The organism is Pseudoalteromonas tunicata (genome assembly GCF_002310815.1).
GTDB lineage: Bacteria > Pseudomonadota > Gammaproteobacteria > Enterobacterales > Alteromonadaceae > Pseudoalteromonas > Pseudoalteromonas tunicata.
Window position 1 is genome coordinate 1,348,676 of sequence record NZ_CP011032.1, and the last position, 21,251, is coordinate 1,369,926.

The 21,251-nt window shown below is 40.9% G+C and carries 17 protein-coding genes and 10 tRNA genes; 6 read left to right on the plus strand and 21 right to left on the minus strand.

Annotated features, from left to right (window positions below):
- The first annotated feature begins 113 nt into the window (after positions 1–113).
- Complete coding sequence (locus tag PTUN_RS06195; RefSeq protein ID WP_040643947.1) at positions 114–2,501, plus strand: Lon protease family protein; 2,388 nt, start codon at positions 114–116, stop codon at positions 2,499–2,501.
- 43 nt (positions 2,502–2,544) lie between these two features.
- On the opposite strand, the gene lnt is transcribed toward PTUN_RS06195, so the two are convergent.
- The 5 genes from lnt to miaB form a co-directional block, all read right to left on the minus strand.
- Positions 2,545–4,083, minus strand: coding sequence for an apolipoprotein N-acyltransferase (lnt, locus tag PTUN_RS06200; RefSeq protein WP_009838856.1), 1,539 nt, complete (start codon positions 4,081–4,083; stop codon positions 2,545–2,547).
- Positions 4,083–4,964, minus strand: a complete 882-nt coding sequence (corC, locus tag PTUN_RS06205; protein ID WP_009838857.1) for a CNNM family magnesium/cobalt transport protein CorC — start codon at positions 4,962–4,964, stop codon at positions 4,083–4,085. Before corC ends, lnt begins: the two co-directional genes overlap by 1 nt.
- Positions 4,965–5,107: 143 nt before the next feature.
- A complete protein-coding gene (ybeY, locus tag PTUN_RS06210) occupies positions 5,108–5,566 on the minus strand; it encodes an rRNA maturation RNase YbeY (protein ID WP_009838858.1) in 459 nt (152 codons plus the stop codon).
- Positions 5,559–6,596, minus strand: coding sequence for a PhoH family protein (locus tag PTUN_RS06215; protein WP_040643948.1), 1,038 nt, complete (start codon positions 6,594–6,596; stop codon positions 5,559–5,561). The genes ybeY and PTUN_RS06215 overlap by 8 nt, the downstream gene beginning before the upstream one ends.
- A 49-nt stretch (positions 6,597–6,645) precedes the next feature.
- A complete protein-coding gene (miaB, locus tag PTUN_RS06220; RefSeq protein ID WP_009838860.1) occupies positions 6,646–8,076 on the minus strand; it encodes a tRNA (N6-isopentenyl adenosine(37)-C2)-methylthiotransferase MiaB in 1,431 nt (476 codons plus the stop codon).
- 212 nt (positions 8,077–8,288) lie between these two features.
- Here miaB and PTUN_RS06225 point away from each other — a divergent pair, with 212 nt between their 5' ends.
- The gene (locus PTUN_RS06225) at positions 8,289–9,452 is read left to right on the plus strand and encodes an FAD-dependent oxidoreductase (RefSeq protein WP_009838861.1); all 1,164 of its coding nucleotides are present in this window, start codon (positions 8,289–8,291) and stop codon (positions 9,450–9,452) included.
- A gap of 329 nt (positions 9,453–9,781) precedes the next feature.
- On the opposite strand, the gene PTUN_RS06230 is transcribed toward PTUN_RS06225, so the two are convergent.
- The 16 genes from PTUN_RS06230 to lolB all read right to left on the minus strand — a co-directional run bounded on the left by PTUN_RS06230 (position 9,782) and on the right by lolB (position 16,269).
- Positions 9,782–9,856 (minus strand) — tRNA-Gln (locus PTUN_RS06230).
- 41 nt (positions 9,857–9,897) lie between these two features.
- Positions 9,898–9,982 (minus strand) — tRNA-Leu (locus PTUN_RS06235).
- A gap of 39 nt (positions 9,983–10,021) precedes the next feature.
- Positions 10,022–10,096, minus strand: a tRNA-Gln gene (locus PTUN_RS06240).
- A 66-nt stretch (positions 10,097–10,162) separates the two neighbouring features.
- Positions 10,163–10,247: transfer RNA gene (locus tag PTUN_RS06245), tRNA-Leu, on the minus strand.
- A gap of 66 nt (positions 10,248–10,313) precedes the next feature.
- Positions 10,314–10,398: transfer RNA gene (locus PTUN_RS06250), tRNA-Leu, on the minus strand.
- A gap of 39 nt (positions 10,399–10,437) precedes the next feature.
- Positions 10,438–10,512 (minus strand) — tRNA-Gln (locus PTUN_RS06255).
- A 36-nt stretch (positions 10,513–10,548) separates the two neighbouring features.
- A tRNA-Met gene (locus tag PTUN_RS06260) sits at positions 10,549–10,625 on the minus strand.
- A 27-nt stretch (positions 10,626–10,652) separates the two neighbouring features.
- Positions 10,653–10,727: transfer RNA gene (locus PTUN_RS06265), tRNA-Gln, on the minus strand.
- 22 nt (positions 10,728–10,749) lie between these two features.
- A tRNA-Leu gene (locus tag PTUN_RS06270) sits at positions 10,750–10,834 on the minus strand.
- 36 nt (positions 10,835–10,870) lie between these two features.
- A tRNA-Met gene (locus PTUN_RS06275) sits at positions 10,871–10,947 on the minus strand.
- Between the two features lie 370 nt (positions 10,948–11,317).
- Complete coding sequence (ychF, locus tag PTUN_RS06280) at positions 11,318–12,409, minus strand: redox-regulated ATPase YchF (protein ID WP_009839292.1); 1,092 nt, start codon at positions 12,407–12,409, stop codon at positions 11,318–11,320.
- A 50-nt stretch (positions 12,410–12,459) separates the two neighbouring features.
- A complete protein-coding gene (gene pth, locus PTUN_RS06285) occupies positions 12,460–13,044 on the minus strand; it encodes an aminoacyl-tRNA hydrolase (protein WP_040644086.1) in 585 nt (194 codons plus the stop codon).
- A 17-nt stretch (positions 13,045–13,061) separates the two neighbouring features.
- Positions 13,062–13,664 (minus strand): 50S ribosomal protein L25/general stress protein Ctc, encoded by a 603-nt coding sequence (locus tag PTUN_RS06290; RefSeq protein WP_009839294.1) that lies wholly within the window; start codon positions 13,662–13,664, stop codon positions 13,062–13,064.
- 155 nt (positions 13,665–13,819) lie between these two features.
- The gene (locus tag PTUN_RS06295; RefSeq protein ID WP_040644087.1) at positions 13,820–14,767 is read right to left on the minus strand and encodes a ribose-phosphate pyrophosphokinase; all 948 of its coding nucleotides are present in this window, start codon (positions 14,765–14,767) and stop codon (positions 13,820–13,822) included.
- Positions 14,768–14,830: 63 nt separating this feature from the next.
- Positions 14,831–15,682, minus strand: a complete 852-nt coding sequence (ispE, locus tag PTUN_RS06300) for a 4-(cytidine 5'-diphospho)-2-C-methyl-D-erythritol kinase (RefSeq protein WP_009839296.1) — start codon at positions 15,680–15,682, stop codon at positions 14,831–14,833.
- A complete protein-coding gene (gene lolB, locus PTUN_RS06305; protein ID WP_009839297.1) occupies positions 15,682–16,269 on the minus strand; it encodes a lipoprotein insertase outer membrane protein LolB in 588 nt (195 codons plus the stop codon). The genes ispE and lolB overlap by 1 nt, the downstream gene beginning before the upstream one ends.
- A gap of 84 nt (positions 16,270–16,353) precedes the next feature.
- On the opposite strand from lolB, the gene hemA reads away from it, so the two are divergent.
- The 4 genes from hemA to PTUN_RS06325 are packed head-to-tail and all read left to right on the plus strand — an operon-like array spanning position 16,354 to position 21,146.
- Positions 16,354–17,610, plus strand: coding sequence for a glutamyl-tRNA reductase (hemA, locus tag PTUN_RS06310; RefSeq protein WP_009839298.1), 1,257 nt, complete (start codon positions 16,354–16,356; stop codon positions 17,608–17,610).
- An 8-nt stretch (positions 17,611–17,618) separates the two neighbouring features.
- Positions 17,619–18,704, plus strand: a complete 1,086-nt coding sequence (gene prfA, locus PTUN_RS06315) for a peptide chain release factor 1 (RefSeq protein ID WP_009839299.1) — start codon at positions 17,619–17,621, stop codon at positions 18,702–18,704.
- A gap of 2 nt (positions 18,705–18,706) precedes the next feature.
- Positions 18,707–19,552 carry a peptide chain release factor N(5)-glutamine methyltransferase gene (gene prmC / locus PTUN_RS06320; protein ID WP_009839300.1) on the plus strand — a complete coding sequence of 282 codons (846 nt, stop codon included), beginning with the start codon at positions 18,707–18,709 and terminating at the stop codon, positions 19,550–19,552.
- 49 nt (positions 19,553–19,601) lie between these two features.
- Complete coding sequence (locus tag PTUN_RS06325) at positions 19,602–21,146, plus strand: response regulator (protein WP_009839301.1); 1,545 nt, start codon at positions 19,602–19,604, stop codon at positions 21,144–21,146.
- Positions 21,147–21,251 lie beyond the last annotated feature (105 nt).

Genomic DNA, 21,251 nt, shown 5'->3' on the forward strand with positions numbered 1-21,251 from the left:
TTTTATCTTCAGAGCGCCTTAGGTAAGCTTAAGCAATTTAGCAAGGATCGGCATTAAATTACGATTTAAGGTAATTTATCCATAGCTTGCAGTACACACTATAAGAATTGGCAATGACACTAACAAAAACTCGACTACCAGCACAAAATCTTACACCCGCGATAGACATACAACAAATAGCAAGCTGTATGGCTGCGCCTTATCCAGATGATCTCAGTTTTATTGGGCAACAACGAGCACGTATTGCCATCGATTTTTCCTTGGGTATGGATTTACAAGGTTATAACCTATATGTGATGGGAGAAGCGGCTCTTGGCCGTTTTACATTGGTCAAAGATAAGTTAACTGCGCATAGCAAAACCCGAAAAACGCCGCTTGAATGGCTCTATGTTAATAATTTTGATGATCACCGAGAACCGATTGCTATTTGTTTGGCATCAGGGGAAAGTAAAATCTTTTCCGATGATATCGACTCGCTGATTGATGAAATTATCGATACCTTTCCAGCTGCATTTGACAATCCTGGCTATCAGCGCAAGAAAAAGTCCATCGATACTGCTTTTAATACTAAGTACGATCACGCTATTGATAGTGTAGAAGAAAAAGCCCTTACCCAAGACGTGGTGCTTTTTGAAGATAATGGAGTCATTAGTTTTGCGCCTTTGGTTAAAGGCAAACAACTTGATGAAACCGAATTTGCTGCGCTCAGTGATGAGTTACGCCAACATTTCTTTGCGCTTATTGCAGGCTTAGAAGACGATTTAAACGAAGCCTTAATTGAATTGCCTCGTTGGAAAAGAGAATCGTCAGAAAAATTAAGAGAGCTTAAACGCGCCACAGCAGAGCAAGCAATCAAGCCGCTTTTAAAAGAACTTGAGCATAAATATGCCACTCAAATTGGAATTTTAAAATACCTAAAAGAGCTGCGAAAAGAGCTTATTGATGCAGTACTTGAATGGCTGGCTGATGAATCAGAAGACAAAAATGAAGATCTCGATAAAAAGGCCATGCTGGCGGATTATTTTGCGCCTAATTTAATTGTCGGTTTTAAAGAAGGTGATCCAGCACCGGTTGTTTATGAGCCAAATCCAACATTTGGTAATGTATTTGGTAAAGTTGAGTATTCATCACAGCAAGGCTCGGTGGTAACCAGTTATCGCTCGATTCAAGCCGGTGCGCTGCATAAAGCTAATGGCGGCTATTTGATCATGGATGCTGAGAAAGTGATGGCCAACCCTCAAGTTTGGGATGGTTTAAAACTGTCGTTAAAAGCCCGTCATATTAAAAATGACTTACCTGCTCAAGAAAGCAGCTTGGGGGGCAGTTTTACTCTAAGACCACAGCTTATTCCATTAGATGTGAAAATTGTTTTACTAGGCTCACGTGATTTGTATTATTTAATGCAAGAATATGACGATGAATTTAATGAGTTTTTTCGTGTGCTAGCCGATTTTGAGTATTTTATTCCTGACTCAGATAAATTCCGTTATCAGTTTATTACTCGTGTACAAGAGCATGTAAATAAAAATTTAAAAAGTGACTTAACTCAAGAAGCGATGGCAAAACTATTATATTTTAGCTATCGCCAAGCGGAGCACCAGTCAAAATTATCAGCACGTTTTGCTGATGTTTTAGAGCTGGTGAATGAAGCACATTATTACACTCGTCAAGATGAGTGTGACATGATTGAAGCGCACCATATTGATGAAGCGCTTGATGGTAAACAATATCGTACCGGTCAAATTAGCGAAAATATGCTTGATGATATTAAAGAAGGTCACACTTTAATTGATACTCAAGGTCAAGCGGTAGGAAAAGTAAACGGTCTAACCGTGTTACATATTGGCGATACCAGTTTTGGCAGTCCAGCTAGGATCACCGCGACTGTTTATGCTGGTAGTGATGGTGTACTTGATATTGAACGTGAAGCCGAGCTTGGTAAAGCGATTCACTCTAAAGGTGTGATGCTACTGACGGGTTATTTGGGTAATAAGTATGCTCAAGAGTTTACATTATCACTCAGTGCTAATATTGCCATTGAGCAAAGTTACGGTTTTATTGATGGTGACAGTGCGTCGTTGGCTGAGTTGTGCGCCTTGATTTCAGCGATTACGTCTTTCCCAATTAACCAAAGTTTAGCGCTGACAGGATCGATTAACCAGCATGGTGAAGTGCAAGCCATTGGTGGAGTGAATGAGAAAATCGAAGGCTTCTTTAAACTGTGCAAAATTCGTGGTTTAACGGGCAGCCAAGGGGTGATTATTCCTAAATCGAACCGAGTAAACTTGGTGCTTAATCCAGAAGTGTGCCAAGCGGTTGAGTTGGGTAAATTTCATATTTATGCGGTTGCTACTGTTGATGAAGCGCTTGAAATCCTGATGGATCGAAAAGCGGGTGAGTTATCAGAAAAAGGCATGTATGCTGAAGATACTGTCAACTATGCAGCTTTAGAGCGTTTAAGTTGTATTGCCGATATTGTTAATGGCAGTGATGATGAATAACGTTTACGATTAGTTTAGCCAGCATAAACAAGTAGCCAATAGGCTACTTGTTTGTTTTTATGGGCTTAAAAAATTTAAAGGCATGACGGTTATTAAATAATGCGACTAAAAAGAGCACGATTAATAACAGAACAATTGGGCCTTTGCCATATTGCGCATAAAGAGTATCGCCACTGATTTTTTTGATACTGGTTTTAAGTACTGTTGCTTCAAATTGATTGATAGTCTGTTGCTGGTGGTCAAGCGGATCATATACCCCAGTAATACCGTTATTGGTGACTCGAATTAAAGGCCTGCCAAGTTCCATCGCGCGCATACGTGCAATTTGCATATGTTGATGTGGACCATGAGAATCACCAAACCACGCATCGTTACTCACGGTAAGTAAAATATCTGAATTGCTGTGGTAATTACTGCGAACAAAGTCAGCAAAAACAATCTCATAACAAATAGCCGGTAAGATATTGAGCCCATTGGCTTTGAGGTTGTGCTGTATCGCGTCGCCACGGCTAAATGATGACATCGGTAAATCAAATAACGGTGCAATAGGGCGCAGCAAGGATTCAAATGGTACAAACTCACCAATGGGTAATAAATTATGTTTGCGATAGCGGTTTGGATGCAAGAACTGATATTGGCCTAACACATCCTCAGGATTTTTTTTACCAAGTACAATCAAGGTATTATAAATAGTTTTAGTTGGGCGCTGATAATCAACTATGCCAGTAATAAGCGCTGTATTGTGAAAAGCGGCAGCACTATCGAGATTTTGCAAATACTCTTGTGCGAGCACCTCAATTTCTGGGATGGCCGCTTCAGGCCAAACAACTAAATCCACATCCCAATTTGGACGAGTTAAATCTTGGTAAGCCAGCATTGTCTTAGCAAATTGCTCGGGTGCCCAGCGCAGCTCTTGTTTGATATTTCCTTGCACTAACAGTACATGAACTTCATCACCTGTGTGTTTATTTTGTGGCAAAGTGGTCATAACTAGGGCGCAAATCATTAAACTACTGATGGTACTTGCAAGCCAAAGCCATTTTTTATTTGCCAGTTGCCAAAGACTATAACCAAGCAGTAGAACAATAACCGTTAAACCAAATTCGCCAACTACGGGCGCTAAAAAATTAAGTGGGCTATCGGTCAAGCTGTAACCGAAAGATAACCAAGGAAAACCAGTTAAAAAAGTGCCGCGCATCCATTCTGATGCCATAAAGAGTGGAATAAACGCCAGTAGCCAAGTGTGGCCTTTAAAATGAGTCGAAAGTCCAGCCGCAAGGGCGCTATAAAGTGCGAGATAAGCAGCCAGAATCGCCATTAATAGCAATGAAACAACGAGAGGTAAGCCACCATATTCTGCAATTGAAACATGGACCCAGCTGATCCCGCAAGCAAACCAGCCGAAGCCAAATAAAAAGCCTCGTTTTGCAGCGACTTGCCAAGTGGTATTCGCTAAGCAATAAAAAAACAGTGCGATACACAATGGGCTTATAAACCAAAAACCAAATGGCGCGAAGCTAAACGTTAAAAGCATACCTGCAACGAGTGCAAGTATGCTTTTTTTAGAGATGCTAAGTGCCATTATGCAGCGGCTTCAGCTTCAGTTTGAGAGTTTTTAGGTACCGTCACTTGGAGCTGCTGTAATCGACGATTATCTGAGCTTGTGACTTTAAATTGAAACGAACCAACTTCAATTGTTTCACCACGGGTTGGCATATGACCAAACGCATGTAAAACAATCCCACCAATGGTATCAGCTTCTTGAGTATCAAATTGAGTATGGAAAAACTCATTAAAATCTTCAAGAGGCGTCAAAGCTTGAACAGCATAAACATGAGTTGCAACTTGACGAATATCCTGAGTCTCTTCTTCGTTATCATGCTCATCTTCGATTTCACCAACAATGATTTCGAGAATATCTTCAATGGTAACCAAACCCGAAACACCACCATACTCATCAACAACGATAGCCATGTGGTAGCGCTGCTGACGAAACTCATTAAGTAACGTATCAACACGCTTACTTTCTGGCACAACCATGGCTGGGCGTAAGAAAGTAGCTAAAGAGGGGATTTCATCGTGCGAGTTTAAAATTAGAGGCAATAAATCCTTAGCAAGTAATATCCCTTCGACGTGGTCCTTGTCTTCGCAAACAACAGGAAAACGAGAATGAGTAGATTCAACCATGATAGGTAATAATTCACTCAAGGATTGCTCAATATCTAAGGTTATCATTTGAGAGCGAGGGATCATGATATCGCGCACTTTAAGTTGCGAGACACCTAATACACCTTTCATCATTTTTTTGGTTTCAGGATCAATGACATCGCGTTCTTGGGCGTCCATGATCACTTCAACCAGTTCCTCTCTGTTTTGGGGTTCACCCTGAAACATTTGGGCGATGCGCCCTAACCATGTTTTGCCAGACGAACCCTGGCTACTCTGCGAGTTATCGTCGCTCATACGCTACTTTTTAGCTCCATGTTGTTTTACTGCAACCTAGTAAACGCGCTTTAACGTCTTGTTATTACTAGGAGTGAATTAGAAGTGTTTGCCAATTGACGACAAACATCCTCAATATACTGTTATTTTTATCAGCTGAAAAGCTATTCCTCATCATCTCGATACGGATCGCTAATTCCAAGCTTAGCTAGGATTTCCTTTTCATTACTTTCCATTTCTTCGGCATCTTCTGCTTCTATATGGTCAAAGCCTAATAAATGCAAGCAGCCATGTACCACCATATGCGCAAAATGATCATGAAATGATTTTTCTTGCTCAAGGGCTTCTTGATACACCACTTGAGGGCAAATAATTAAATCACCCACTAATGGCAACTCAATTCCAGGCGGCGCTTCAAATGGAAACGACAAAACGTTGGTCGGTTTGTTTTTACCGCGATAATCATTATTCAATTGCTGACTTTCTGCTTCATCGGCAATTCGAATCGTGAGCTCACTTTCTTCTTTAAATAAATCCAAGGTGCTGTGTGCCCATAATTGGAATTGTTCAAAGCTAGGTAAATCTTTAAACTCACTGGCAATTTGTAAATCAAGTTCAGTCATGTTGCGCGGCTTCTCGTTGTGCTTGCTTTTCAGCTCTTTGTTTACGTTCTTGTTCTTCAAAGCTCTCATAAGCTTCTACTATACGAGCAACAATAGGGTGGCGGACCACATCTTTTGCTTGAAAAAAGTTAAAGCTAATATCATTAACGTTACTTAGCACATCGATTGCGTGACGCAAACCCGAGCGTGCGCCTCTTGGTAAGTCAACTTGAGTGATGTCGCCAGTGATAACGGCTTTAGAATTAAAACCAATCCGGGTTAGAAACATTTTCATTTGCTCTACGGTGGTATTTTGGCTTTCATCTAAAATAATAAAGGCATCGTTTAGCGTTCGGCCACGCATATAGGCAAGCGGTGCGACTTCAATGACGTTTTTTTCAATTAAGCGCTCTACCTTTTCAAACCCGAGCATTTCGAATAAGGCATCGTACAGCGGGCGTAAATATGGGTCGATTTTTTGGGTTAAATCACCCGGTAAAAATCCTAACTTTTCGCCTGCTTCAACCGCGGGGCGGGTGAGTAAAATACGGCGAATCTCTTGGCGCTCTAAGGCATCAACTGCGGCGGCAACCGCTAAATAAGTTTTACCTGTACCAGCAGGGCCAATACCAAAACAAATATCATGATTAAGAATATTAGCCACATATTGCATTTGATTCGGATTACGCGGTTTTACCACGCCCCGACGGGTTTTAATCGTAACATCTTGGGCAAATTGAGGGTCTTCATCGTCCTGATCAAGATAGTGCGATTGCGCGAGGGTCAGATGAACTAAGTCGGCATCAATCTCTTGGCTTTTGCCATTCACTAGCTGCGTTTCGATATATAAGTTTTTTAGCACTTCAATGGCTGCATGAGCTGCGGCTAAATTCCCTGTGGCACGAAAACAGTTTTCTCGGTGACTGATTTCAACCCCAAGGCGGCGCTCAATCTGTTTTATATTGTCATCAAAAGGGCCACAAAGGGCTGCAAGGCGTTTATTATCAGAGGGTTCGAGGTAGACTTCTTGGCTTTTGGTTTGGTTACTCAAAATATGTTCCTTGTAAGGCACGCCAGCTTGCGCTGGCGTGAACAACTTATTAAGGGGTAAACGTTGCTACTCCAAGCTCATTGGCTTGAGCAGGTTGGTTTTTACTCGTAATAGTTGCTGGCGCTGTATCTTTACGTAAATTCATTTGTGCTTCAGTACGTACTAAATCACCACGTAATGAATTTGGCAATGCTTCAGTGATTTTTACATCAACAAATTGACCAATTAACTTATGATCGCCAACAAAATTAACTACGCGGTTGTTTTCAGTACGGCCTCGAAGCTCCATTGGATTCTTTTTCGATGGGCCTTCAACTAAAATACGCTGTTCTGTGCCAAACATTTGACGGCTGATTTGCTGTGCAAATTGAGTGATACGATTTTGTAAAATATAAAGACGCTCTTTCTTTTCTTGCTCTGATACGTCATCAGGTAAATCAGCAGCAGGCGTACCTGGACGCGCGCTGTAGATAAAGCTAAAGCTCATATCAAAACCGATGTCGTTAATGAGATTCATCGTTGCTTCAAAATCTGCAGTTGTTTCACCTGGGAAACCAATAATGAAATCGGAAGACATGCTTAAATTAGGGCGTACTTTTTTCAATTTACGGATCGTTGACTTGTACTCAAGCGCCGTATGACCGCGTTTCATTAACGCTAAAATACGGTCTGACCCACTTTGCACTGGTAAATGTAAGTGATCGACTAGCTCTGGAATATCAGCATACGCTTCGATAATATCTGGAGTAAATTCAATTGGGTGCGAAGTTGTATAACGAATACGGTCAATACCATCAATCGTGGCAACATAACGTAGTAAATCAGAGAAATAACAAATTTCACCATCGTGCATTTTGCCACGATACGCATTTACGTTTTGACCAAGCAGGTTTACTTCACGTACACCTTGTTCTGCCAATTGGGCTATTTCTAAAATAACATCGTCCAAAGGACGGCTTACTTCTTCACCACGGGTATAAGGTACTACACAGAAAGTACAGTATTTTGAACAGCCTTCCATGATAGAAACAAATGCAGATGGACCTTCTGCTTTTGGCTCAGGTAGACGGTCAAACTTTTCGATTTCAGGAAATGAAATATCCACAACCGCACCTTGTTTTAACTGAACTTGCTTAATCATTTCAGGTAAACGATGCAATGTTTGTGGACCAAATACGATATCAACAAAAGGCGCGCGTTGGCGAATTACTTCACCTTCTTGTGATGCAACACAACCACCTACACCAATCACTAGGTCAGGGTTATCATCTTTTAATAATTTCCAGCGGCCAAGTTGGTGAAACACCTTCTCTTGTGCTTTTTCACGAATAGAGCAGGTATTTAAAAGAATAACATCCGCATTTTCAGCTTCTTCTGTTAATTGATAGCCATTGGTGGCATCTAATAAATCAGCCATTTTCTGAGAGTCATATTCATTCATTTGACAACCCCAGGTTTTAATATGCAGCTTTTTACTCATCTAACTATTGCCTCGTTTATAAACCGACCGCTTAAAGGACGCGTATTTTATAACTAACCACCTCTATAGCCAAGTATAGATTTTAACTAATCTGTGGATTTAAACTCAATTGTGAATATTCGTGCTAAAAATCATTGAATTGTGTCGATTACAACACCCTTCGTTTAATTTTTCAGATACACTATTTCGGGGTTTTACATAAGGTATGTTTGATGAAAAATGACGTTATTATTGTAGGTGGTGGCATGGTTGGTGCGGCAATGGCACTGAAACTTGCTAAGCAAGGCTGTATGGTCACTGTTATTGAGCAACAACAAGTTGATTTTAACGCCGTGCTTGCCAGTGAAGATCTCGATTTACGGGTATCCGCTATTAATCGTTTTTCTGAGCAATTATTTGCTGAACTTGGTATTTTGGATAACTTACTTACCAAGCGTCATGCCCCTTATCGTCGTTTAGCAGCATTTGAACAAGTCAAACAAACATTATTATTTGATGCCAAAGACATCGATTATGATTACCTTGGTCATATCATTGAAAATAAATTGATTCAAGCTGCACTTTGGCAGGCATTTGCTTCACATAATATTACCGTCAAAAGTGACCTAGGTAAGTTAAATCGCATTGAACAAGTCGAATCTCGTATTACTTTACACTATGGCAAGTCGGAATTAACCGCTGATTTAGTCATTGCTGCCGATGGTGGCCAATCGATTACTCGTCAATTGGCGGGGATTGGTACTACAGGTTGGCAATATCAGCAAAGTTGCATGGGAATATTAATTAAGCTTGATGCACCGCAACAAGATATTACGTGGCAGCAGTTTCAAGCAACAGGGCCGGTTGCTTTTTTACCCTTGCAAGCGCCCTATGCTAATTTAATTTGGTATCACTCAGGCACGCAGTTAGCAAAATTGGCGGCGCTTAATCCTGGGCAGTTAAAACAAAAAGTGATTGAGCATTTCCCAACCTTACCAGGAGATTTTGAGGTGATTGAACAGGCTGTTTTTCCGCTCACGCGTCAGCATGCAAATCAATATGTGCAAGGGCGTTTAGTGTTAGTGGGTGATTCTGCCCATACTATTAATCCACTTGCGGGGCAGGGCGTTAATTTAGGCTTTAAAGATGTACAACAGTTAGCTACATGCTTGGCAAACAAACTAGATGTAGGTGATAAAGCGGCCTTGTTGCAATATCAGCGTTACCGGAAAACCGCTAATTTAGTAATGATGTCGGCAATGGATGCCTGCTACCTTGGTTTTTCTAATCAAATTCCACCGTTAAAATGGCTGCGTAATAAAGTGCTTGCAACTGCAGAGCGCTCAGGGCCATTAAAAAACTGGGTTTTAAAGTACGCGATAGGTGAAAAACTCTAAGCGTAATTAACTACGCTAACATCGTTGACTGTCTGAAAAATAAATTGAGTGTGAGCATGTTTAAAGTGGGTTGGTTGTTTAAGCCGAGCTAACCTTATGCTTTGATAAAGCGGCACTCAATTGATAATTAAAAAATCCTTTTTGTTTAACTATTCTTCATATCGTCACGTAAAAAGAGTTAACTGATCACGAGATGCATTATTCCATATAACTAGGGCGTGTTCGCTTGAAGAGGGAAATAAACATTATGAGTTATGAGATTATTCGATAGAGGATGTAAAAATAAGAACTTTTAAAATTTATTAAGAAGAGTCGTTAAGAAGATGAATTGGCTGGGATACAAGGATTTGAACCTTGGAATGGCGAGATCAAAACCCGCTGCCTTACCGCTTGGCGATATCCCAACAGCAATGTCATTTTAAATTGATTAGCAGTGTAACCAATTTGGTGCGGAAGGAGAGACTCGAACTCTCACACCTTGCGATACTGGAACCTAAATCCAGCGCGTCTACCAATTCCGCCACTCCCGCAAGTGGTCTTTTTTATCTTAATACTTAACAGTAAGAAGATGGCTGGGATACAAGGATTTGAACCTTGGAATGGCGAGATCAAAACCCGCTGCCTTACCGCTTGGCGATATCCCAACAAAAAGATATTTCAAATTGCGTACTTGGATTTGAACCAAACAACAAACGTTGTACATTCTTAATTGGTGCGGAAGGAGAGACTCGAACTCTCACACCTTGCGATACTGGAACCTAAATCCAGCGCGTCTACCAATTCCGCCACTCCCGCAGCCTGAATGTGTACTGTAACTTTAAGAGTCACCAACTTAGCAATTTTAATTCTAGCTAAAGAATATGGTGCGGAAGGAGAGACTCGAACTCTCACACCTTGCGATACTGGAACCTAAATCCAGCGCGTCTACCAATTCCGCCACTCCCGCAAGTGGTCTTTTTTATCTTAATACTTAACAGTAAGAAGATGGCTGGGATACAAGGATTTGAACCTTGGAATGGCGAGATCAAAACCCGCTGCCTTACCGCTTGGCGATATCCCAACAAAAGATTTTAGCAATTACGTTGCAAACGAAGAATGGTGGCTAAGACGGGATTCGAACCTGTGACCCCATCATTATGAGTGATGTGCTCTAACCAACTGAGCTACTTAGCCATCATGTTAACTTTAACTCAAAAGAGTTGGCTGGGATACAAGGATTTGAACCTTGGAATGGCGAGATCAAAACCCGCTGCCTTACCGCTTGGCGATATCCCAACAGCTAACTATTGTAAAGTTTTGGTGCGGAAGGAGAGACTCGAACTCTCACACCTTGCGATACTGGAACCTAAATCCAGCGCGTCTACCAATTCCGCCACTCCCGCAAAACTTTACTATCAAAAAGACCATTAAAAACAAGGTGGTGGCTAAGACGGGATTCGAACCTGTGACCCCATCATTATGAGTGATGTGCTCTAACCAACTGAGCTACTTAGCCATTTACTTTGTGTTTAACATCTCGCTGATGCGGGGCGTATTATGCGGATTACCCCCTTTTGCGTCAACACCTTTTTTGCAAAAAAATGCCTATCTGAGTTTGTTTGCGGTATTTTTAAACTAAGTGATTAAAAAAGCGCTTAAATTAGCTGTTTTTACGCAGATTAAGTTGTTTTTTATGTTGGGTGTTCGAGCCGTGTTTTAGTCTTGTTGAGTAAAAGTAGCGAACAAGATTAGATTTTATGGCCTATAGAAGGGAGAAAATGAAAATAAATTTTAGTAAAACTCAATTTTTGACTCAGCTTTACGTAATGCACGTTTTATTTTTAGCATAAAAAAACCCGCCTGAGCGGGTTTTTAATTATTTAACGTTACACGTTAAACAAGAAATTCATTACATCGCCATCTTTAACAATGTAGTCTTTACCTTCAGAACGCATTTTACCTGCTTCTTTAGCGCCACTTTCACCTTTACAAGTAATGTAGTCATTAAAGCCGATTGTTTGCGCGCGAATAAAACCACGTTCAAAATCAGTATGGATTTTACCAGCAGCTTGTGGCGCTGTTGCACCCACTGGAATTGTCCAAGCGCGAACTTCTTTTACACCTGCTGTAAAGTAGGTTTGTAATTGTAGTAATTGATAGCCACCACGGATAACACGGTCAAGACCTGGCTCTTCTAAGCCAAGATCAGTCATGAATTCAATTTTATCTGCTTCGTCTAATTCTGACAGCTCAGATTCAATAGCGGCGCATACAGGCACAACAATCGCATTTTCAGCCGCAGCAATTTCTAATACTTTGTCTAAATACGGGTTGTTTTCAAAACCATCTTCACTCACGTTAGCAATGTACATAGTTGGCTTGATGGTTAAAAAGTTGATTGTTTTAATCGCAGCATGTTCTTCTTTGGTTAATTCTAAAGAACGCAAAGTCAGACCTTGATCAAGGTGTGCTTTTACTTTTTCGAGTACAACTAATTCAAATTTAGAATCTTTATCGCCACCTTTTGCTTTTTTAGCAATGCGGAATACGGCTTTATCGGCTGCTTCCATATCGGCTAAAACTAATTCGGTATTGATAGTATCAATATCATCCGCAGGGTCGATAGTGCCCGCAACGTGAATAATATTTTCATCTTCAAAACAACGAACAACATGACCAATTGCATCGGTTTCACGAATATTGGCTAAAAACTGGTTACCTAAGCCTTCACCTTTTGAAGCACCTTTCACTAAACCCGCGATATCAACAAACTCCATTGAAGTTGGAAGAATACGTTGTGGATTAACAATTTCAGCCAATTGTTTTAAACGTGGATCGGGTACAGCTACCACACCCGTATTTGGCTCAATTGTACAAAATGGAAAGTTAGCTGCTTCGATGCCAGCATTAGTTAACGCGTTAAAAAGAGTTGATTTGCCCACATTTGGTAAGCCAACGATGCCACATTTAAAACCCATTTTAGGATACCTTTATTTAATTGTTCATGTCTGCGAAGAGAATAACTCTATTACGCTTTGAATGAATGTAATCTGTTTTGTGCTTTTAATACACCGTCTTTTGCTAGAATTTCCATGCATCGCACAGCTTCATCTACCGCCGCATCCATTTGCTCTTGTTCAGCTTTTGATGCTTTACCAAGTACCCAGCCTGTCACCATTTCACGGTGTCCAGGATGACCAATACCCACTCGTAAGCGCAAGAATTCTTTATTGTTAGCCATTTTCGCTATGATATCTTTGAGGCCATTATGACCACCATGACCACCACCGCGTTTAAATTTGGCAACACCAGTAGGTAAGTCCATCTCATCATGAGCAACAAGAATATTTTCTACAGGAATTTTAAAAAAATTGGCAAGGGCGCTAACTGATTTACCACTTAAATTCATATAAGTTGTTGGGATCAGGAGTAAAAACTCTTGGTCTTGAATGAAGATTTTGCCGGTTAAACCGTGGTACTTAGGATCATGCTTTAAGATGCAGTTATAACGTGCAGCGAGTTCTTCGATGAACCAAGCACCTGCATTATGACGTGTTTTAGAGTATTCGGGGCCTGGATTAGCCAGGCCCACAAGCATTTGAATAGAATTCAAGGTGCTAACACCTTAAATTATTCAGCAGCTTCTTCTGCAGCAGCACCTTTAGGAGCATTAAGAGTCACAACCGCTTGGTCATGATCTGCACCTTTTGCTAATTCTACAGAAACAACACCAGCAGGAAGAGCTACGTCAGATAGGTGTAAAGTAGCACCTACTTCGATAGTAGCAACATCTACTTCGATGAATTCAGGAAGGTTAGCTGGTAAACAAGTAATTTCTACTTCAGTTACGTGATGCGCAACAGTTGCACCTAATTTAGTTGCTTTTTCTTCATTGATGAAGTGGAAAGGAACTTTAGTGTGGATCTTGTGAGAAGCATCAACACGTTGGAAATCTAAGTGAGTTACAACTGGTTTGAATGGGTGACGTTGCATATCTTTAAGGATAACTTCAACTTTTTCACCGTTTAAGTTAAGCGTAAGGATGTGAGTGTAGAAACCTTCATCTTCTTGAGCTTTGATAACTTCTTTGTGCGCTAACACAAGTGATACTGCTTCTTTGTCTGCACCGTAAAGGATCGCTGGAACTTTACCTTCACGACGTAGGCGGCGGCTCGCACCAGTACCTAATTCAACACGAAGTTCGGCATCTAATGTATATGTATTGTTAGACATAATGTCTCCAATTAATTTAATAAAAAGTGGATACCCTTTGCGACCAAAGGTATCACCTAAAAAAGGCGCGTAATGTTACCACTGCCACAGGATAAAAGAAACGATAGATACAAAAAAAGCGCTGCAATGCAGCGCTTTTTTTCATCCGAAGCGGATTAGTGCTCGAACATTGCAGAAATAGACTCTTCGTTACTGATCCGACGGATCGTTTCAGCAAGCATGTCTGCTAATGTTAAAACTTTTATTTTATCAATCGCTAATAACTCAGCCGATAATGGCACAGAGTCTGTAACAATGACTTGGTCGATGACTGAGTTACGAATATTCTCAGCAGCATTACCAGATAAAATAGGGTGAGTTGCATAAGCAAATACACGTTTAGCACCGTGTTCTTTTAGTGCTTCAGCGGCTTTACATAAAGTACCACCAGTATCAATCATGTCATCAACGATAATACAATCGCGACCTTCAACATCACCAATAATGTGCATTACTTGAGAAACGTTGGCACGGGGACGACGTTTATCAATAATAGCAAGATCTGTATCGTTTAATAGTTTAGCGATTGCGCGAGCACGAACCACGCCACCGATATCCGGAGAAACGACCACAACATCTTCAAAGTTTCTTGCTTTCATGTCTTCAAGTAACACTGGGCTACCAAAAACATTGTCCACAGGAACATCAAAGAAACCTTGAATTTGTTCAGCATGTAAATCAACTGTTAAAACACGGTCAACGCCAACACTCGAAAGGAAATCAGCAACTACTTTAGCTGTGATTGGTACCCTTGCAGAGCGAACACGACGGTCTTGACGAGAATAACCAAAATAAGGAATAACTGCTGTAATACGACCAGCTGAAGCACGACGAAGCGCATCAACCATTACGATCAGTTCCATTAAATTGTCATTAGTAGGTGCACACGTAGATTGGATGATGAATACATCCGAGCCACGTACATTCTCATTAATTTGAACACTGATTTCGCCGTCGCTAAAACGACCAACGTCGGCGTTACCTAATTCAATATATAAACGCTTAGCAACTTTAAGAGCAAGTTCAGGTGTTGCATTACCAGCGAAGAGCTTCATGTCCGGCACGGTAGGTTTCCTCAGGCACTGAATTTTTGAGTTAAAACGATGTTTAGTATAACACCTGTTTAACTAGAGTAAGTTTAGTTTAGCGTTTAACTCCAAATGTGCTGGAGATATATTAACGCTTTGGGCAACAAATCCTTGCCAATGTGCTGGCAAGGCATTAAGTGCTTTATTTGCGTCCGCTTCTTCGGCAAAAGAAGCAAAACAGCAAGCACCTGTGCCTGTCATTCTTGACGGCGCGTATTCTAACAACCACTGTAGGGTCTTTTCAACCTCGGGAGAAAGCTTTTTCACCAGAGATTCACAATCATTATACAATTTAGCCTCTTGCCAAGGGCCATTTATCTTGGGTGTTGAGCGTGGCAAATCTGGATGTGTAAAAATTGCTTGTGTACTAATGTGCACATTTGGGTGTACCACTAAGTACCAACTTGGTGCTAAGTTAACAGCTTCCAGTTGTTCACCAATCCCATGTGCGATAGCAGCAAAACCTTTAACAAATACAGGCACATCGGCACCAAGTTGTAGGCCAAGTTCAGCCAGTTTTTCATTCGAAAAATCGCAATGCCAAAGGTGATTGAGTGCTAAAAGCGTGGTCGCAGCATCAGATGAGCCGCCCCCAACACCACCGCCCATAGGTAACTTTTTAGTGAGTTTGATGGTGATACCTTGCGTGATATTGGCGTGATTTTGTAATAGCCGAGCTGCCTTAAAAATTAAATTATCTTGAGTTGTTAATTCTGGGTTTTCACACTCAATCAGGATTTGATTGTCAGTACGAAGGGTAAAATCGAGTTGGTCGCCATAGTTTAAAAAAACAAACAGGGTCTCCAATTCATGATAGCCATCGGGACGGCGGCCATTAATGTGTAAAAAAAGGTTCAGTTTTGCCGGGGCAATAATCGATAAAGATGACATCATGAAGAAAACTGCCAATTGTTAATGTTAATTTTAACTTTAATTTGTCCGTGGGTTAGAGTGAGTTTTTGTGCTAACCAAAAACCATCTTGCATAATGTAGTCTTGATAACTGATTTGCCACAGCTCACCTCGTTGATTCAAAATGGTTGCACTTTGAATGCGATCAAGTTCATCTAATACCATGCTTGGGCTGGTAAATGTCCCTTTTAGCCATGCATCCGATTGCGCCAGCGGCAGTTGCATCCGTGTTAAGTTATATAACAATTCTTCTGCGCTGGTTGCGGTATAATTTTTATCGTCAAAAAACAGTTCTGCATAGTCTGGATATTGATTTAATTTTAAGATTTGACTGCCAATAAAACTGGTTAAACTTAGCATGCTATTGCTTGGTTCAGTTTGCCAATTGAAATTTGCCGACTGACGTTTTTCTGGGCTGATAAAAGCTAACTTACCTGCAATTTGCCAGTTGTTTTGTTCCTGTAATTTTGACTTCCAATGAACCGAAATTGGCTCAAGGGGTACTTTTGGGCTAACACAGCCGGTTAGAAATAAAAAAAAGATGATTAAAATCAAATGTAATCGCATCTATTTACGTTCCTTACTTTCCTTATTCGCTTGATTTTCGTAAAATTATTCGCTTTCATACTCGGTTAGGCGATTTTTTGCACTATGACTATAGTTGCACTTGGTATAAATCATAAAACAGCGCCTGTGGAATTACGCGAAAAAGTCGCGTTTTCAGCAGAGCAACTTACTGTTGCATTACAACAATTACAGCAAGCCAATTTAGTTATGGAGTCTGTCATTGTGTCTACCTGTAATCGAACCGAAATCTATTGTAGCCTTGAGGGCACAGATACCCAAACACTATTGTCTTGGCTGGCACAATTTCATCAATTGCCAGTTGAGCAGTTGCAAGATCATACATATTGTTATGTGAATGATCGGGCAATTTCGCATTTGATGCGAGTATCGTGTGGGCTCGATTCATTAGTATTAGGTGAGCCGCAGATCCTTGGGCAAATTAAACAAGCCTATAACGATGCCAAACACTATAAATCTGTTGGTGTCATGCTTGAGCGTTTATTCCAAAAAACGTTTGCTGTGGCAAAACATGTTCGCACTGAAACAGAGATTGGCGCCAGTGCCGTTTCTGTTGCGTATGCTGCGGTCAGTTTAGCTAAACACATTTATGGTAAATTAGATAAAACGAACGTCTTGCTGATTGGTGCAGGTGAAACTATTGAGCTTGTCGCGCGCCACTTGCATCAAAATGGTTGCGCTCGGATGACGGTTGCGAACCGGACGGTAGCAAGGGCTGAGAATTTAGCGAAAGAATTTTCTGCTCATGTCGTTTCTTTAGCGGAAGTCCCTGAGCAACTAATTAAAGCCGATATCGTGATCAGTTCAACAGCCAGTACCTTGCCAATTATTGGTAAAGGTGTTGTTGAACAAGCACTTAAAGCACGTCGTTATAAACCAATGTTATTTATTGATATTGCTGTTCCACGCGATATCGAAAGTCAGGTAGGTGAATTAAATGATGCCTATCTCTATACAGTTGATGACTTACAAGCAATTGTCAGTGAAAATATGGCCTCGCGAGAAAAGGCCGCCGATGAAGCTGAAGACATCATAGTGCAAAGAGTCGACGAATTTTTACTGTGGTTAAAATCGTTAGACTCGGTTGATGTGATTAAACTTTATCGTGAAGACAGCGAACAAATTAAGCAAGAGCTGTTAAATCGTGCACAACAGCAATTACTCGCTGGCAAATCGCCAGACAAAGTATTACTCGAATTTGCCAATAAGTTTAGCAATCGCATGATGCATGCACCGACCAAGGCCATTAAAGAAGCGGCTGAGGCGGGAGAATTAGCTGAGCTGGCACAATTGAGAAAAATTTTAGGTATTGAACCCCAATAGGCATATAAATGAAAGAATCTGTTTATCGCAAGTTAGAAACGCTGGTTGAGCGTTATGAAGAAGTAGAAGCATTGCTTAGTGAAGCCAGTGTTATTTCAGATCAAGATCGCTTTCGTGCCTTATCAAAAGAATACGCAGAGCTTGAAGATGTGAGTAAAGTTTTTAATGCGTATCGCCAAGCAGAGCAAGACTTGGTTGCTGCAGAAGAGATGTTCAAAGATGAAGACCCTGATATGCGTGATATGGCGCAAGATGAGTTCAAAGCAGCTAAAGCACAGCTTGAAACATTGACTGATGAGTTACAAGTCTTAATGTTGCCAAAAGATCCAAAAGATAATAACAATGTATATCTTGAAGTACGTGCTGGCACAGGTGGTGATGAAGCGGCTATTTTTGCCGGTGATTTGTTCCGCATGTATGCTCGTTTTGCTGAAACACAAAAGTGGAAAGTTGAAATTGTTAGTGCCAACGAAGGCGAACATGGTGGTTACAAAGAAGTCATTGCTAACATCAGTGGTACCGGCGTTTATGGTAAATTAAAGTTTGAGTCAGGCGTACATCGTGTACAACGTGTGCCAGAAACTGAATCACAAGGTCGTGTTCACACTTCTGCATGTACAGTTGCAGTCATGCCTGAAATTCCAGAAGCCGAAGCAATCGAAATTAATGCAGCCGATATTAAAGTGGATACCTTTCGTGCATCCGGTGCCGGTGGTCAGCACGTTAATAAAACCGATTCTGCTATTCGTATTACCCACATTCCAACAGGGGTGGTGGTTGAGTGTCAGGATGAGCGTTCGCAGCATAAAAACCGTGCTAAAGCAATGTCAGTGCTTGCCTCACGTTTACAACAAGCTGAAGATGAAAAGCGCCATGCAGAAGAAGCGACTCAACGTCGTAATTTAGTCGGGAGTGGCGACCGTTCTGAGCGAATTCGTACTTACAATTATCCGCAAGGTCGTATTACCGATCATCGTATTAACTTAACCTTATACAAATTAAACGAAATTGTATCGGGTGATTTATTACCGATTATTAATCCGCTAGTGCAAGAGCATCAAGCTGATTTACTTGCAGCGATGAGCGACGATTAATCGTGCCTAGTCAAACATTAGAACAGGCGTTAGCATCTGCTGCTAACGCCTTTTTTGCTTGTAGTGATACAGCAAAATTAGATGCTCAAGTTCTGTTGCTTGATGTGATAGGGCAATCGCGCAGTTATTTATTTACTTGGCCCGACAAGGCGCTTACGGCGCAACAACAAACGCAATTTGAACAAGCGGTTGCACGGCGGTTAGCCGGCGAGCCGATTGCCCATATTATCGGCTATCGCGAATTTTGGAGTTTAAAACTTAAAGTCTCGCCAGCGACGCTCATTCCACGCCCTGATACCGAAACGTTAGTTGAGCATGCGCTTAGTTTAGCGTTGCCTGAACACGCCAAAGTATTGGATTTAGGCACTGGAACGGGGGCAATTGCATTAGCTTTAGCAAGCGAACAATTCAATTGGCAAGTTACAGGGTGTGACCGAATTGAAGATGCAGTTGTATTAGCACAAACAAATCAAGCTGCACTTGAGATAAAAAACTGTCGTTTTGTGCAAAGTAACTGGTTTAGTGCATTTTCAACTGAGCAGTTTGATCTGATTGTTTCAAATCCACCGTATATTGAACAAGACGATCCACATTTGTCGCAAGGCGATGTGCGCTTTGAACCTCTTTCAGCGTTAGTTGCTCCCGATAATGGCTTAGCAGACATTCGTACTATAGTTAATCAAGCGCGAACGTTTTTAACCTCAGGGGGTTATTTATTGTTAGAGCATGGTTATCAACAAGCCGAACAAGTAAGTGCAATTTTCTTACAAATGGCATATAAAGATATTAGAACTATTAAAGATTTAGCTGGTAATGATCGCGTAACTTTAGCTCGGTGGTATGGTTAAATGTGTTAAAGCTGTTTGCGTGACCCCAAATATGAACTAAGGAGCGACTATGGCGAATGATTTTTTATTTTCAGATGAGCCCGAGCAACCCGCAGAAAAGGTCAACCAAGGTTACTGGAAAGTAATTATTGTGGATGATGAACCCGAAGTTCATGCGGTCACCAAACTCGCCTTAAGTGACTTTGAGTTCCAAGATAAAAAACTAAAATTCATTAGCGCTTATTCTGGTAAAGAAGCACAAGAAATCATTGTTCAGCATCCTGATGCCGCGATTGTTTTACTTGATGTCGTTATGGAAACCGATGATGCAGGGCTAAAAGTAGCTCAATTCATTCGAGAAGTTGCTCATAATCATCATGCCCGCATTATTCTTCGTACCGGTCAACCAGGCCAAGCCCCAGAAAGGCAAGTAATTGTTAATTATGATATTAACGATTACAAATCTAAAACTGAACTCACAGCGCAAAAACTCTTTACTGTTGTTATGTCAAGCCTGCGGTCGTATCGCGATATTTTATCCATAGAAAAATCTCGCTTAGGGCTTGAGCGCATTATTATTGCATCGCGTGATTTATTCTCAGCCCATTCAATGGATAACTTTATTCATGGCGTAATGCAGCAACTGACTTCCATATTAGGCACGGTTGATGAAGCTTTATATGCAACATCGTTAGTGGCCAGTAATCCAGATGATGTTGAATCGAATCTAATTGTATTTGCCGGCCAAGGGGATTTTGAGAAAAGTGAAGGCAAACCGATTGATGAAGTACTCAGTATTGAGCAACTACAAGCGTGTAATTTAGCACTTAGTCAGCGTTCTATTGTGTATAAAGATAACTACCTTTTTGCTTATTGTTCAAGTCGTTGTAACCATAACTCAATGCTTTATGTATCGGGGATCCCAAAACAACTTAACGCAACGCATAAGCATCTAATAGAAATTTTTGCGCAAAATGTGCAAGTTGCGTTCGAAAACGTGCAGCTGCAATCTGAAATTGAAGATACTCAACGAGAAATTGTCTACCGTTTAAGTGAAGCGGTTGAACAGCGCTCTGAAGAAACCGGCAATCATGTTAAGCGTGTTTCACTTATTAGTTATGAACTCGCATGTGATTATGGTTTAAGTGAAGCAGATGCCGAAATTTTAAAACATGCAGCGCCATTGCATGATATTGGTAAAATTGGTATCGCAGATACTATTTTGCATAAACCCGATACTCTTGATGAAAACGAATGGAAAATCATGCAAACGCATGCCACAAAAGGACATGAAATATTAAAAAATTCGCGTCGCTCAATTATTCAAGCAGGTGCGATTTTAGCACAAGATCATCATGAAAAATGGGATGGTTCAGGGTACCCTGAAGGCAAAAGTGGTGAGCAAATTCATGTTTATGGCCGTATTGTTGCGCTCGCTGATGTATATGATGCATTGCGTCATAAACGTTGTTACAAAGCCGCTTGGCCGATTGAAAAAGTGCTTGATGAACTCACGCTGCAAAAAGGTCGGCATTTTGAGCCTAAGCTAGTTGATATCTTCATTGAAAATATTGCGAAATACGAGCACATTTTAAAAATTTACCCAGATAAGTAACTTATTTATTATTCGTTTTGTATTTAACCGGCTTAGGCCGGTTTTTTTATATTTTGAATTCAAACTCTTGCACCATAAAAAATAAGTTCAAATCAAAGAGCCGAA

What these genes read in the sequence shown, in the direction of transcription:
- PTUN_RS06325 (WP_009839301.1), top strand. Translation starts at nt 19,602, where the DNA reads ATGGCGAATGATTTTTTATTTTCAGATGAGCCCGAGCAACCCGCAGAA.
- lnt (WP_009838856.1), bottom strand. Translation starts at nt 4,083, where the DNA reads ATGGCACTTAGCATCTCTAAAAAAAGCATACTTGCACTCGTTGCAGGT.
- lolB (WP_009839297.1), bottom strand. Translation starts at nt 16,269, where the DNA reads ATGCGATTACATTTGATTTTAATCATCTTTTTTTTATTTCTAACCGGC.
- ispE (WP_009839296.1), bottom strand. Translation starts at nt 15,682, where the DNA reads ATGTCATCTTTATCGATTATTGCCCCGGCAAAACTGAACCTTTTTTTA.
- PTUN_RS06225 (WP_009838861.1), top strand. Translation starts at nt 8,289, where the DNA reads ATGAAAAATGACGTTATTATTGTAGGTGGTGGCATGGTTGGTGCGGCA.
- ychF (WP_009839292.1), bottom strand. Translation starts at nt 12,409, where the DNA reads ATGGGTTTTAAATGTGGCATCGTTGGCTTACCAAATGTGGGCAAATCA.
- corC (WP_009838857.1), bottom strand. Translation starts at nt 4,964, where the DNA reads ATGAGCGACGATAACTCGCAGAGTAGCCAGGGTTCGTCTGGCAAAACA.
- PTUN_RS06290 (WP_009839294.1), bottom strand. Translation starts at nt 13,664, where the DNA reads ATGTCTAACAATACATATACATTAGATGCCGAACTTCGTGTTGAATTA.
- hemA (WP_009839298.1), top strand. Translation starts at nt 16,354, where the DNA reads ATGACTATAGTTGCACTTGGTATAAATCATAAAACAGCGCCTGTGGAA.
- miaB (WP_009838860.1), bottom strand. Translation starts at nt 8,076, where the DNA reads ATGAGTAAAAAGCTGCATATTAAAACCTGGGGTTGTCAAATGAATGAA.
- PTUN_RS06195 (WP_040643947.1), top strand. Translation starts at nt 114, where the DNA reads ATGACACTAACAAAAACTCGACTACCAGCACAAAATCTTACACCCGCG.
- prfA (WP_009839299.1), top strand. Translation starts at nt 17,619, where the DNA reads ATGAAAGAATCTGTTTATCGCAAGTTAGAAACGCTGGTTGAGCGTTAT.
- ybeY (WP_009838858.1), bottom strand. Translation starts at nt 5,566, where the DNA reads ATGACTGAACTTGATTTACAAATTGCCAGTGAGTTTAAAGATTTACCT.